This is a genomic window from Amycolatopsis silviterrae (genome assembly GCF_042684085.1).
Classification (GTDB): Bacteria; Actinomycetota; Actinomycetes; order Mycobacteriales; family Pseudonocardiaceae; genus Amycolatopsis; species Amycolatopsis silviterrae.
The window spans coordinates 140,967-154,456 of sequence record NZ_JBHUKS010000026.1; the positions used below are offsets into that span (position 1 = coordinate 140,967).

At 67.5% G+C, this 13,490-nt stretch carries 15 protein-coding genes; 13 read left to right on the top strand and 2 right to left on the bottom strand.

What is annotated here, in order from left to right:
- Positions 1–50 precede the first annotated feature (50 nt).
- Positions 51–497 (bottom strand): FAD-binding protein, encoded by a 447-nt coding sequence (locus ACFSVL_RS32120; protein ID WP_378309459.1) that lies wholly within the window; start codon positions 495–497, stop codon positions 51–53.
- A complete protein-coding gene (locus tag ACFSVL_RS32125; RefSeq protein WP_378309460.1) occupies positions 498–2,708 on the bottom strand; it encodes an ATP-binding protein in 2,211 nt (736 codons plus the stop codon).
- Between the two features lie 335 nt (positions 2,709–3,043).
- Here ACFSVL_RS32125 and ACFSVL_RS32130 point away from each other — a divergent pair, with 335 nt between their 5' ends.
- From ACFSVL_RS32130 to ACFSVL_RS32190, 13 genes are all read left to right on the top strand, one after another.
- Complete coding sequence (locus tag ACFSVL_RS32130) at positions 3,044–3,364, top strand: DUF6355 family natural product biosynthesis protein (protein WP_378309462.1); 321 nt, start codon at positions 3,044–3,046, stop codon at positions 3,362–3,364.
- 312 nt (positions 3,365–3,676) lie between these two features.
- The gene (locus ACFSVL_RS32135) at positions 3,677–3,997 is read left to right on the top strand and encodes a hypothetical protein (protein WP_378309464.1); all 321 of its coding nucleotides are present in this window, start codon (positions 3,677–3,679) and stop codon (positions 3,995–3,997) included.
- A 245-nt stretch (positions 3,998–4,242) separates the two neighbouring features.
- A complete protein-coding gene (locus ACFSVL_RS32140; protein WP_378309466.1) occupies positions 4,243–4,857 on the top strand; it encodes a hypothetical protein in 615 nt (204 codons plus the stop codon).
- 16 nt (positions 4,858–4,873) lie between these two features.
- The gene (locus tag ACFSVL_RS32145) at positions 4,874–5,497 is read left to right on the top strand and encodes a flagellar biosynthesis protein FlgA (RefSeq protein WP_378309468.1); all 624 of its coding nucleotides are present in this window, start codon (positions 4,874–4,876) and stop codon (positions 5,495–5,497) included.
- A gap of 1 nt (position 5,498) precedes the next feature.
- On the top strand, positions 5,499–6,395 hold the full coding sequence (locus tag ACFSVL_RS32150) for a hypothetical protein (RefSeq protein WP_378309470.1): 897 nt from the start codon (positions 5,499–5,501) through the stop codon (positions 6,393–6,395).
- Positions 6,382–7,755 (top strand): CpaF family protein, encoded by a 1,374-nt coding sequence (locus ACFSVL_RS32155; protein ID WP_378309472.1) that lies wholly within the window; start codon positions 6,382–6,384, stop codon positions 7,753–7,755. The genes ACFSVL_RS32150 and ACFSVL_RS32155 overlap by 14 nt, the downstream gene beginning before the upstream one ends.
- Positions 7,752–8,585: a type II secretion system F family protein gene (locus ACFSVL_RS32160; protein ID WP_378309473.1), complete on the top strand. Its 834-nt coding sequence runs from the start codon at positions 7,752–7,754 to the stop codon at positions 8,583–8,585. Before ACFSVL_RS32155 ends, ACFSVL_RS32160 begins: the two co-directional genes overlap by 4 nt.
- Positions 8,582–9,409, top strand: coding sequence for a type II secretion system F family protein (locus ACFSVL_RS32165; RefSeq protein WP_378309475.1), 828 nt, complete (start codon positions 8,582–8,584; stop codon positions 9,407–9,409). The genes ACFSVL_RS32160 and ACFSVL_RS32165 overlap by 4 nt, the downstream gene beginning before the upstream one ends.
- Before the next feature lie 15 nt (positions 9,410–9,424).
- Positions 9,425–9,631 carry a hypothetical protein gene (locus ACFSVL_RS32170; RefSeq protein WP_378309477.1) on the top strand — a complete coding sequence of 69 codons (207 nt, stop codon included), beginning with the start codon at positions 9,425–9,427 and terminating at the stop codon, positions 9,629–9,631.
- Between the two features lies 1 nt (position 9,632).
- Entirely contained in the window at positions 9,633–10,022 is a 390-nt protein-coding gene (locus ACFSVL_RS32175) for a hypothetical protein (protein ID WP_378309479.1), read from the top strand.
- Positions 10,019–10,456: a hypothetical protein gene (locus ACFSVL_RS32180; RefSeq protein WP_378309480.1), complete on the top strand. Its 438-nt coding sequence runs from the start codon at positions 10,019–10,021 to the stop codon at positions 10,454–10,456. The genes ACFSVL_RS32175 and ACFSVL_RS32180 overlap by 4 nt, the downstream gene beginning before the upstream one ends.
- The gene (locus ACFSVL_RS32185; protein ID WP_378309482.1) at positions 10,453–10,857 is read left to right on the top strand and encodes a pilus assembly protein TadG-related protein; all 405 of its coding nucleotides are present in this window, start codon (positions 10,453–10,455) and stop codon (positions 10,855–10,857) included. The genes ACFSVL_RS32180 and ACFSVL_RS32185 overlap by 4 nt, the downstream gene beginning before the upstream one ends.
- A 17-nt stretch (positions 10,858–10,874) precedes the next feature.
- On the top strand, positions 10,875–13,457 hold the full coding sequence (locus tag ACFSVL_RS32190; RefSeq protein ID WP_378309484.1) for a LysM peptidoglycan-binding domain-containing protein: 2,583 nt from the start codon (positions 10,875–10,877) through the stop codon (positions 13,455–13,457).
- The last annotated feature ends 33 nt before the right edge of the window (positions 13,458–13,490 follow it).

Consider the following 13,490-nt stretch of genomic DNA (forward strand, 5'->3'; position numbering starts at 1 on the left):
CGGGACAGGGTTCACGGCATACAAGATCGCTTACGGTCTCCTGAGTGTTATCAGCTCAGCGGATATCGGATGTTGACCTGACGACCTGCTGAGACTTGGTACACCTCTGCTTCGAACTGCATCTGGCGCAGTCCCGGGTGTCTGGTGTTCCACGCTGATCGAAGCCAGCTGCTGCGGTCGGGGTCGAGGTCGGGCAGGGGCATGCCGTCCATCGTCGCGGTGATGGTGAATCCGGTGCGGGTCAGGACTGTCCATGCGGAGGCGGCCTGGGCTTGCCCCATGCTGGTGTGGCCTTGTCCTCGTGGCGTGACCGAAAGACCGTGCTCCGCGGCGAAGGTGAGGACGGCGCTGACGTCTCGCGGCGAGCCGACCCGTGCGACGGCCAGCGGACTGTGGGAGACGATGCCGCCGAAGTCGGTTGCCGCGTAGGCGATTTCTTGGGGATCGGTGGACAGCGTGCCCTCGAGTCGCAGTCCTGAGAAGGATTGTTCGGGCATTCACTGCCTCCCGCTGTCGAGGTCGTCGAGCCGTGCACGAACTTCCGCTTCAGCCGGTTCGCCGCGCTGGCTCAAGATTGTCACTGCCTGCTGCAGGTATTCACGTGCAGTATCGCGGTCGCCGGTGGCGGTCAGCACTTCATTCAAAAGCAAGAGCGTGTCAGCCTCTCCCTTGCTGTCCTGCGCGGCTCGCTGGCTCGCAAGCGCCTCCTCCAGATGCTGCACTGCGGCATCGAGGTTTTCTCCCGCGAAATTCGCTTTGCCTATCTGATGAAGCGCGAGACCTTCGCCGTACTGGTCCCCGACCGTGCGGCAGAGCGACAACGCACGGAACGCGTACTGGACTGCATCCTCATGGCGTCCTTCTTCGCCGCACACCTCGGCGAGGTGCATGAGCGTGACGGATTCGCCATGCAGGTCACTCTGCGCCTGCTGAATCGCGAGTCCTAGTTCGAACGCCTCCCTGGCCTCGGCATGGCGTCCGGCTCCCGCGTAGGCGAGGCCGACGCCGACGTGGCACCAAGCGATACCGTCCGGGTCGGGATGGTTTTCGAGTTTTTCCAGGGCGCGCAGAAAGAAGTCGAGACCCTCGTCATGCATGCCCAGCCCCAACCGGACAAGGCCTAGCCCGGTGAGCATTTCCGCTTGGGCACTGGGGTCGAGCGCCTTGTTCGAGCCTTCGAGCCCGAGTTGATAGATGCGGTCCCAGATCGTCCAAGGCTTGCGAAGGTGCAGGAACGGAAACAACGCCTGCGAGATTTGCCAGCCGATTTCCGGATACTCGCCGCGGAGCGCGCTCGCGATGACGGACGGGAAGTTTTGCAGCTCAGCTTCGCTCCACCGGAAGGCTTCTGCGTAGTCGAGTTCCACGGTGGCGACGCCGGGTTCTCGGTAGGGCGCGAGAGCCTGCGCCGCGGACCGGCACATTCGCAGGTACCACGAGAGTTCGCGCAGTTGCGCGGCATCGCGTTCGGCCGGAGGCTCTTCGTCGAGCGCGCGCTCGGTGGCGTAAACCCGGAGAAGGTCGTGGAGACGGAAGCGGTCACGGTCGATCTCGGCGACGAGGTGCCCGCCAGCGAGGATGCGGAGGAGCTCACCGGCGCGCGCGACCGGTAGGTCTGCCAGCGCGGCGACGGCCTCGACACTGATGTTCTTGCCGGGATGCAAGCCGATCAGCCGGAACACGCGAGCGGCATCGGCGGCGAGTGCTCGGTAGGACCACGAAATCACCGTTCGTACGTTGGTGTCCTCGTCCTCGACCGTCAGCGCGCCGAGCCGATTGCGTTCTTCCGCGAGGTCCTGGGCGAGATCCGACAGGCGGAGGGGGTGTGCCGCGATGCGTTCCGCGGCGACTGCGACGGCCAGGGGCAGGTGCCCGCACCGGTCGAGAACGTCCCGCGCGGCGTCTGGTTCCTGATCGACACGCATTCCGACTACGTCGCGGAGGAGCCGGAACGAATCATCCGGCGAGAAGGGATCGAGGCGGAGTTGAGTTGCTCCCGGGCGCACGGAGAGCCCGGTGAGGACGCGCCGCGTGGTCACCAGAACCATGCTGGTCGCGTCGCCGGGCAGGAGCGCTCGGATCTGCTCCGAGGACACGGCGTTGTCGAGGACGATCAGCAAACGGCGTCCGTGCGTCATCGTCCGGAACAGCGCGGACCGCTCTTCGGCGGTCGCCGGAACGTCGGATGGCGAGAGGCCTAAGGAAATGAGGAATTCCTCCAGGATTTCAGCCGGTTCGACTGGATCGCGATGGCGCGAGTACGCGCGGAGATCGGCGAAAATCTGGCCGTCCTCGAAATGGTCTGTGTGCTGATGTGCCCAGTGCAGGGCGAGCGTTGTTTTCCCGACGCCAGGAGGGCCGTGCAGGACCGCGACCGAGAGTTGGTCTTGCTGCGTTGAGAGCGCGTCGATCGCCGCGAGATGCTCGATCCGTCCGATGAAGCGGCCCGCGGCCGCGGGCAGTTGAGCCGGACGCATATGTGGTTTTGGAGTGGCGGATCGTTGTTTTGGGATGAGCGCTTTGAGTTCGCCGTCCGCGCCGAGCGCGTTGTCGCAAGCTTCGGCGAGTTCGAAACTCGCCGCTTTTGTGCCGTGCTCGACGTTGTTGAGATGGCCTCGGCTGTAATGGACTCGCTGCGCCAGATCTGCCAGCGAAAGTCCTTGAGAGGTACGCAACTCGTGAAGCTTCTTCGCGAATTCGGTTCGCATTCGCTCGGGCTGCCTCGAGTTCGTCTTCTGTATTCCCATCATGAGAAGACGGAAACCCCCTAGTCATACCCGTGCCCGCATTCGATCCTGGACGGAGTGAAGGCGAGCATCCCCCTCGCACGACCCCTCGTCTCTAGAGGGTAGCGCGACAGGACTCGGCTCACATGCGGCTTCCGGCGTTCACTCGAAAGGAGCTGGAACCAGTGGCTATCTGTAGCCGAACCGGCAGGGGAGGCCATCAGATGTCCGTGAGGGAGCGTCAGCAGGCCGCTTGATGATCACTAAGTGTGGTCGCGGTGAAACGCATGCATTTTTATCGGGGAGGAACTATGTCCATGTCCGGAACGATCAGACGTGTCGCGCTGACAGCGCTGGCCGTACTTGCGCTGAGTATGGGTGCCGCTTCGGAAACCTGGGCACGTCCGGCAGCAGTCCGGCTGCCATGCGGCTACCTCGATCCCGGGATGTACCGCCACTGCGACGGCGGCTCCGGTTCGACCGTGATGCTTGACGTCCAGGACATTTTCCGGAATCTCTACCACTACTGCGTTGGACCAGGCATCACGAATGTGCAGCCCGTCGTCCGACTGCGCGTGATCGACGCCTGGTGGAACGGCGGCGTTGGATGCCAGCCCGGCTATTACGGCCCGGCCTGACCCTGCCCGCTGCGTCGGGCCGATCGGGCTCGCCGCACCTCCTATCCCATGGAGACCCTGATGACTCAGCTCAGGTACCCGGCTGTCGGACTGATGATCGCAGGCGTCGTGCTCGCTGGATGCTCCGATGTGGCCCCGACGCGGCCTCCGGCACCGGCAACTGCCGCTGCGCCCTCGTCTCCCTGGATCCCCACACCCGAACACGAAATCGCGCCGAAGGCGTTGGCGGTCTACCGCCAATACTGGGAACTGAGCGAACAAGCAGAGGCGGCACCGCGGTCCCAGGATTGGCGTCCAGCGCTGACTCGGTTGATGGCGGATCCCGCTCTGACGTCGTTCGTCGACGAGCTGGCCAATCTGGCTTCGGTGCCTGCTCATTCGGTCGGGCAGTACCGCCGGGCTCCTTCGGTCCGCTCGGTCAGCGTTGCCGAGCCGGCTCGTGTCGTGATCGACGACTGCCTGGATGCCTCGAACGAACACCTGGTCAGCGACCGGGTGGGGGAGACGGGCAAGTACCTCGACAGCCCTGGGCAGCCTCGGCGCTATCGGCTGGAAGCCGAGGTGGTCCGGTATCCAGCGCCGTCCCGGTGGCTGGTGCAGATCGTGCGGCCGCACGTGGACCAGCCATGTTGAGCCGCGCCATCGGCGTGCTTCTGCTGCTGATTCTCCTTCCGACTCCGGCTGCCGGACAGGAGGGCGGGTGTACGTCGACCGGCACGCGCGGGCGCTGCTGGGTCTCCGCGACCGACCCTGGCCGTCCGGGTGGTCCCGCTCCCGCGCCAAGTCCTCCATCACCCGGCACCGGAGGGCAAGGGCCGCGGCCGAAGTTCACCTGCGTCGAGCGGCCGTGGGCTCAGCAGCCTCCTCCGGGAGATCCGATGTGGGGTGGGCACGACCCGCGCGAGGGGTCGCTGAAGTTCCAGATGTGCCGAGGCGACGGAGCTGCGCTGCCTTGGCCGCGGGTGGTGTTCGCTCCCAACGGCCAGCCTGCCGCCGCTCCGCAGGTTTCGCCCGCGGAACTGGCCCGGCAGGCGATCGCCGAACTGGGGCTCGAGGCACCTGATATCCAGCTCGCACCGCCGGGAGACTCGCCGCACGGCGCGACCGTCGGGTTCCCGGTCTGGATGTGGACGGCCCGTCGACCGTCGACGACTGGCCCGGTCTCGAAGACGGCAGCCGCCGGCGGGATCTCGGTGAGCGTGACTGCCGCGCTGGAGTCGATTACTTGGGCGATGGGCGACGGCGCGACGATCACCTGCACGGGCCCGGGCACCCCGTTCACCGACGACCAGGCTGGCCGACCGTCTCCGACCTGCGGGCACGTGTACTCGCGATCGTCCTCGGCCGGGTTCTCCATCGCCGCGACTGGGCACTGGCGGATCCGCTGGTCCGGAGCCGGGCAGGGCGCGGCCGACTCAATGGACCTGACGTCCCGTGCGCAGCTGGCGGTCCGGGAGATCCGGACTCTCAACACCGACGTTCGGGGAGGCTGAGATGACCGTCAAGCCCGTGCCGGACCGCCCGGCACCGCCAGCTCCGACGCCTCTGCACCCGCCGCGGCGGCACCGGTCGAAGCTGCTGATCCTCGTCGGCGTGGTGCTCGCGGCGATGTGCGCTGCAGGAACCGTTGCCGTGTTCCGATCGACCAGCGGCACGATCGCAGCCGTCGGCGTCGCTGCGCCGGTTCGCTTCGGCGAAGCGGTGACCGAGGCCGCTCTGAGGGAGGTCGAGGTCCATCCGACTGCTGGGCTTGATCCGATTCCATGGGACGACCGGGCGGAAATCATCGGTAAGCCCGCTACCTCGGACCTTGTCGTCGGCAGTCTGGTGACGCGAAGCCAGGTCGAAGGTCCGTTGCTTCCTGTCGTCGGGCAGCAGCTGGTCGGCGTCCCGTTCAAGGCCGGGCAGATGCCGGGAGGCACACCGACCACTCGATCGCTCGTCTTGCTGGTCTCGGCCGAGGCCGACGGTTGGCAGCCGGTCCGCGCGACGGTGTTGCGGGTCGGTACGCCCGACGCCAGTGGAATCCGCGTGGTCGACGTCGTCGTGCCAGCCGCGGACGGTCCCCGGCTCGCAGCCAAGGCCGCCGCCAGCGCGGTAGTGCTGATCATGCTTCCGATGGGGGCTGGATGACATGCTGATCTCGTTCTTCTCGCTGGCTGGCAGCCCGGGGGTCTCCACCGCAGTGCTGGCCCTCACCTGGTCGTGGCCGCGCGACGCTGTCGCCGTCGAGGCAGACCCGACCGGCGGGCACGCGCTGGCGGTGTTCGACCCAGACGGCGCTCTCGGCCGTCGCGGCCTCTTGGAGTTGACGGTGGCCGCCCGCAAAACCCCGCTGCACCACGCCATGTCGGCGCAGCTGGTCACCTTGCCGGACGGAACCGGCCGCCACCATCTGCTGCCAGGGTGCCGCGGCCCGTTGGAATCCGACGGCGTTCCCTGGACCTCTCTCGCGGGCCTGTTCCGCGAGTTCAAGACGGTCGATGTCCTCGTCGATTGCGGTCGGATCCGGGCGCACGGCGCGCCGCGCGCAGTCATGGCCGCCTCCGACCTGGTCGTGCTCGTTCTCCGCAACGACCGCCATTCACTGGCCCGTGCGGTGCGTTCGTTCGAACTCGTCCAGCGCGAAGCTGGGCTCACCGCGTCCGGCGACGGCAGCCTCGTCGCTGTGGTCGTCCCCGCAGTGTCTCAAGGCTTTCCGCCTGCTGAAGTCGCGAAAGTGTTCGCGGCGCACGGAGTGCCGTTGGCAGGTGTGCTCGCTAAAGACCCTGCTGCGGCCGCGCAGTTCGCCGACCAGTTCCAGCCGTCGCGGCGATTCGCTGCTTCCCCGCTGTTGTCGTCGACTCGCGCGGTCGCGCAGGAACTGGAGAGGCGCGCCTCGACACGGGAAGCCCTGTTGCGCTCCACCAACGTCGTGCGGTTCCCTCCCCGCCCCGGGCCTCCGTCGGTGCGCATGGCACCGGTGCCTGCGGTGCGGCCGATTCCAGTGCCAAGGCCGAATCACGGTGGGGAGCCAGATGATGCCGGGTGATGCGGAGATATTCGAGGGTGCTGACGAGCTGGTCGATCTGGTGCAGGAACGGTTGGCTCCGCGAGTCCAGAACGCGCTGAGGCAAGGGAGCCACGCTCCCGCTGACGAACGAGCAGTCGCCGGGAACCTTCTCGACGAAGTACTGAGCGAGGTCGGAAAAGAGTGGATCGCTCGCGGCAGGGCGCTTCCGGATCCGGATCAGGATTGGGCGATCCGGCAAGCCGTCATGGCGGAGATGTTCGGCCTCGGCCGTCTCGAACCTTTGCTCGCGGACGACGCGATCGAGAACATCGACGTGATCGGCAGCGATGCCGCGTGGCTGTCCTACAGCGACGGCCGCGTCATGCGCGGACCGCGGCTCGCACCCACCGACGACGCGCTGATCCGCTGGCTGCAACGCATCGCCGCACGCCACGGCCGGACCGAGCACGCGATCAACGCGACGCATCCGCTGCTGAACATGGAACTGCCCGGCGGCGAACGCCTCGCCGCGACCGTCGGCGTCACCGACCGGCCGCACGTCTCGATCCGCCGCCACCGGCTCGGCGCTGCTGACCTTGAGGCACTGCGCGACCGCGGGATGATTTCCACCGCGCAACTGGCATTGCTGCGCGCCGCAGTCCGCGCGGAGAAGAACATCGTGGTCAGTGGACGGCAGAAGGCAGGCAAGACGACGTTGCTGCGCGGCCTGTGCTGGGAGATTCCGCCGACTGAACGGTTCGCCACGCTGGAGACTGAGTTCGAACTCGGCCTGCATCGGCATCGCGACCGGTTCCCCGCCGTGGTCGCCTTCGAAGAACAACAGGGAAACGCCGAGCACCTCGAGAACGGTCATACGGCCGGCGGCGTCAGCCTGATGCAGCTCGTGTGGCAGGCCCTTCGCATGCACACAGCCCGGATCGTCGTGGGCGAGGTCCGCGGCAAGGAGATCGTCCCGATGCTCAACGCCCTGTCCTCAGGCGGTGCTGGGTCTCTGTCCACTGTGCACGCCCGCAGCGCGGATCAGGCGATCCAGCGGATGGCGTTGCTGTGCTTGGACGCGAATTCCGCGTGGACGCCCGAGTTCGCGCGCGACATGGTTGCGCAGTCGGTGGACCTGATCGTCCACGTCGACCTCGTTGCTCGTGATGGTGCACTCGACCGGTCGGTGTCGGAGATCGTCGCCGTCGAACCAGGAGAACACGGGCACCCGGCGCGCACCCACCTTTTCCGACGCCCGACCGGAGCCCTCCGCGCCGTCCCGACTGGGAACCTCCCGACCGAGATCGCGGACCTCGAAGCCTGCGGCTTCGACCGGAACTGGCTCACCACCAGCGGCGACGGCGACTGGATGCTCCGTCTTCCGGAGGGTCGGTCATGAATGAGCTGCTCGTCGCGCTCACTGGTCTCGGATTCGCCGCCGGACTGACCGCAGTGGTGGCAGGTTTCCGCGGAACCACGGGCCGCTCGGTGCGGTCCCGGCATCGCCGTCTGCGGTTCGCCCGACGCCACCTGGTCGCAGTCGGTGTCGGGGGAGTGCTGTGGTTGGTATCCGGGTGGCCGATCATGGGCGTCGGTGGTGCCGCGGTCGTGACCTTCCTGCCTTGGCTCGTGTCTGCCGGTCGTGTATCTGCCGCGCGCATCGCTCATTTGGAGGCGATCGAGACCTGGCTCCGCCGTCTCGCCGACCTTCTTGGTCCCGGTCACATCGGCCTGACGACTGCGATCCAGGCATCCGCTCGCGGAGCGCCGCCGGAAATCGCCTCCGAGGTGCGCACTCTCGCCCAACGGTTGCGGATCTGGGAGTTCCAACCGGCGCTGCTGGTGTTCGCCGACGACCTCGACGACCGAGTCGGCGACATCGCCGCCGCAGGCCTGTGTGTAGCCCACCACTACGGGGCAGGCGCTGCTGAACTGCTCAACACGCTGGCACGCCAGGTATCCGACGAGGTCGGCGCGCGTCGCACTGCCGAGGTCGAACGGGCCCGGCGGCGCTCGACCGTGCGAATCCTGCTCGGCATCTGGGCCATGATGTTACTCGGCTTCACCGTGCTCGGCGGATCGACCTACACCGGCGTCTATGACTCTGTCGGCGGTCAGGTGGTGCTCGCCGCTGTCCTGGCCCTCGTCGGTGCCGCGGTCGCGTGGTTGCGTCGGCTCGGCGTCGAACCGAAGCCGCCGCGGTTCCTCCGCTCGGGAGCACCACGATGACCTCCCTCTCGCTGCTGATCCTCCTGTCCATCGGTTTCGCGGCCGGCGTGACGACGGTGGCCGCTGCGTTCGTCCGAGCCCGGCCGCGGCTGGTCGACATAGTCGGCGAGCCCAGCCCTAAGAGCAGTCCAGCGCGCTTCGCATTCCTCGCAGCTCCGCTCGCCGATCTGGAGCTGGCAGGGCAGAAGCCGGAAACCTTCATGCTGCACCGGGTCGTGTTCGCGGCGATCGGTGCACTCTGGGTTCCGCTGCTCGCCGTCGTTCTCGCGCTCGGCAACGTGGCCCCGCCCGTGGTTCTCACCGGCACGCTGTCGCTGGCCACGGCCGTGATCGGTTGGATGCTCCCGGCCGCGACGCTCAAATCGAAGGTCGCTCGCGCACGGACGGAACTGCGCGGCGCACTGGCATGCTACTGCCGTCTCGTCGCGCTCGGCAGGATCGGCGACCGCGGTCCGGTCGAAGCACTCCGCTACCCCGCGAGCTTAGGCGAGGGCTGGACGTTCCGCCGCATCCGCGACGCAATGGACGAGGCCGCCCTGCTCGGCGAGATGCCCTGGGACGGCCTGCAACGACTCGGCGCCGCGACCGGCGTCCGCGAACTGAGCGACCTGACCCACGTCGTCGCCAGCGCCGGACACGACGGCGCGAGCATCATCACCTCATTGCGCGCCAAGGCCGACTCCATCGAGCAGCAACTGTCCGCCGAACGCAAAACCGGCGCGGCAGTGCGTTCCGACCGCATGGACCTCCCTCTCGCCCTCCTCGGACTCGCGTTCGTCGTCTTCCTCGCCTTCCCCGGCGTCGCCACCATGCTCACCACCTAAGGAAGGAAACCCGTCATGCCCCGGTTCGTCCTGACCTGCTGGTTGTTCGCCCACGAGCTGCTCTCCACTCGGCTGCAGGAATTCCGCCGCGACAGCGAACGCGGCGACGAGAACATCACCAAAGCGCTGTACGCCGCGCTCGCCGTCGGCATCGCCACCCTCATCGCCGGCGCGATCACCGCCTACGTCAACGGCAAGATCCCCCTGATCGGCGGACACTGACATGAGCCGCGCCGAACAGTTGCGAACAGGGGAGCGGGGCGACGACACGATCACCGCGGTCCTGGTCATCAGCACCCTGATCATCGCCGCCTTTACGGTGTTCCAGCTCGTCGCGGTCTTCCTTGGTCGCACGATCGCGCTGGAAGCCGCCCGCGACGGTGCCGATCATGCCCGTATCCCGCCCGTCAACGTGACGGGAGCCGCTCAGCAGGCTGCCGCCTACGCCCGCGTCGCCACCGGTACCTGGCTGTCGCATGTGGACGCCAGCGGACGCTCGGACGGAAACGTCGTCCGGGTAACGGTCAACGCTGAGGTCGCGTCCTTTGTGCCGTTCATGACCGTGCGGATCAGCCAGACGGCCGCCGCGCCGATCGAGCGGATCACGCCATGACAACCCGCCTCGCCGAACTGCGCACCGAGCGCGGCGACATGAACATCGAGGCCGTTATCGGCATCTCCGGCCTGATCGCGCTCCTCGGCCTCGCGCTGCTGGGTATGCGGATCGAAACCGCCCAATCCGCGGTCGACGCCGCTGCCCGGGCAGCGGCCCGCCAAGCATCGCTCGCCCACGACGGCCGTGCTGCCGCGTCCGCAGCAGAGCAGCAGTCCCGCGCCGTGCTCGCCGAGCAGTCCATCACCTGCGCACCCCTAACTGTCGGCGTCGACGCCAGCGAATTCGCTCGCCCCGCAAGCACCAACGGCACCGTCACGGCGTACATCCACTGCGACGTCCCGCTTGCCGACCTCCTCCCTGGACTGACCGGGACCAGGCCAGTCGAAGCGACCTTCAGTTCGCCGATCGACCGATACGGAGCCCGCCGATGAACCTGTTCCGCGACGAACGCGGCTCCATCTCCGTGCTGATCCTCGGACTCAGCCTCGCCCTGACCATCGCCATCGGCCTCGCCGTCGACGGCTCCCGCAAAGCACTCGCCGCCTCGCGGGCCACCGCAGTGGCCGAAGAAGCCGCCCGCGCCGGTGGCCAAGCCCTCGACCCACATGCGCTCGCTGCCGGAGGGGCCGCGCACGTCGACCCGGACGAAGCTGCTACCGCGGCGAAGCGCTACCTGGCGGCATCCGGCATGACCGGAACCGTGCAGGTCCGTTCCGGCCACATCGTCGTGGAGACGACCGACTCCCTCCGCACCGTGTTCCTCGGCGCTATCGGCATCTCCGAACTCATCGTCCACGGTCGCGGCGCGGCGGACCTGATTTCCGCCGACTGACCACGAAGGAGTCGATCATGCGTCCCGTCACCAGCATTGTCCGGTTCCTCGGCGGATTGCTCGCCTTGACCGCGATCCTCGCCGGGCCGCCGACCGCCTTCTGGACCTTCCGCGACATCCTGCTCCCGAACCACGTGCACACCATCGCGGACGTGCTCGCCGCACTAGTGACGCGCGATAGTGGCCAGGTTTTCCTGGCCCTGCTCGCCTTCGCTGGCGTCGTCGCCTGGCTGCAGCTCTCCGCCGCGATCATCGTCGAATGCGCCGGCCATCTTCGCGGGCTCCCGGTACGCCGGGTCTCCGGCCTCGGCTGGGCTCGGAAGATCGTCGCCGGAATTCTGCTGCTGATGATCGGCACCGCGACCGTCGCCACTGCCGCCGAACCAGCCGCCATGTCCCAGTCGCGCACGACCGGCTACGTCGTGCGACCCGGCGACAGCCTGATGCGCATCGCAGCCGAACAACTCGGCGACGAACGCCGTTACACCGAGATCTACGCACTCAACCACACGCGCCGCCAACCGGACGGCGAAACCCTCCGCGACGTCGCCCTGATCAAACCGGGATGGTGCCTCGACCTGCCCGAGAAGTCGGCCGTCAACGGGTACCGCGTACGGCAGGGCGACACACTGACCTCGATCGCCCGCGACCGGCTCGGCAACGCCAGCCGCTACCCGGAGATCGTGCGGCTCAACAAGAACGTGGAGAGCCCGGACCGCATCCGCGCGGGCGAGACGCTGCAGCTGCCGACCACGCCGCCAACCATCCCCGCACCGCGGCCCCCGCAGCCTCAGACGCCACCCCCACCCGCGATCACGCCGTCGGCGATGCCTCCGGCGGCGAACCCGATGCCTTCGCCGCCGATGAAGCAGGAGAGCAGCGCGCAGGCAGCCCCGCCGCCCGGCTCGACCGTCAACGCCCCGATTGTCATTGCCGGAGCCGCCGGACTCGCGGCCGCGGCGGTACTGAGCGCACTCGGCGTCCGGCGTCTCCGCGCAGGGCGCGGGCAGAGCGTGGGCGAAGTGGAAGCTGCCTTGGACCCGATCGACACTCTGGACCGCGCCTTGCGCCAGCTCGCGAACCACGCCGAAAGCCAGGGGAGCAAGCTGCCGCAAATCCGGATGGTCCGGCTCGGCCGCGAGGACGCCACCGTCTGCCTGGACGAACCCGCGGAACCGCTCCCGCCGTTCACGGCCACCGCGACCAGCGCTGAATGGCACCTGCCCGATTCCGTCCCGCTGGCCGACGAGGCCGCCGGGGAAGCTCCGTACCCGTTCCTGGCCGGCCTCGGCCACGACACGGACGGCGCCTTGATCTTAGTGAGCCTCGACCACGCCGGAGCACTTCTCCTCGACGGAGACCCAGACGACATCGCCGAGGTCGCCTCAGCCATCGCTCTCGAAATCAGCAGTTCGCCGTGGACGGAGGAGGTGGCCGTCGATCTCGTCGGAGCCGGCCAGGTGCTCCAGGACGTCAACCGCATCGAACACCATCGATCCGTTGACGACCTCCTAGAACATCTCGCCGGTGCTACCGATCGACGCCCGCACGTCGTGATCGTCCCGAAGCCGCTGGACCCGGACGATGCTGATCATCTCGCGACCAGCGACGCCGCCGCAGACATCGTGGCAGTCGTCGCAGGTGCCGATCCGGATACAGACATCCCTGGCGCATGGGAACTCGACCTACGCCAGGACCCGACCCCGGTGGAACGGCTCGACGTCCGCATCGCGTTCCAGCGCCTCCCACGAGATGAGCGACCGAAGGAGACCGGGACCGCCGGTCCCGATCCCGATCCCGTCGAGACTGTCTCCCGTCCATCACGAGCGGACCGAGGCGAGCCCGAGACACCTGGCCAGACTGGTCTCGAACCGGCGGTCCCGGAGCTGCGGCTCCTGGGCCCGGTCTCGTTGGGCGGGGTGGACTACAGCCGTGTGGAGGGAAAGAAGGTCAACCGCCTCACCGAACTGGCCGCGTTCCTGGCTCTCAACCCGGGTGTCCACGCCGACGAGATCTCGCAGCAACTGGGAACCGCGACCCAGCCGTGGTCGGCCGCCACCAGGCAGGGCTACGTCTCTCGCCTGCGAACCTGGCTCGGCCACGACCCGAACGGTGCCCTGTACCTGCCGAACGTCGATTCGAAGAACGGCGGCTACCGGCTGGCCGGCACCGTGCCCTGCGACTGGTTCCGATTCCAGCAACTTGTCGAGAACGCCGACGGCGAGGACCGGCTCGGGCAACTGCAAGAGGCGCTGGATCTGGTCGAGGGCATGCCTTTGAGCAACGTTCCCAAGGGGCGCTATGAATGGAGTTCCTGGCATCAACGGGACATGATTGACCAGATCGTCGAGATCGCCCACGGCCTTGCCATTGCCTATCGCGATGCCGGTGATCTCACGCGCGCACGCCGAGCCGCTGCTCGCGGATTGCGTGCAGAACCGGTAAGTGAATTGCTCAGCCGTGACTTGCTGCAGACAGAACTGTTGGCAGGCAACCGAGCCGCGGCGGCTGCCATCGTGGAGCGACTCCGGCAGACCAGCCTTTCGCTCGGAGTGGAGCTGGAGGACGAAACCAGCGAACTGCTCGCACAAGTTATGTAGCAAGCGGGACGCGGGCGGGATCCACCGACTGTG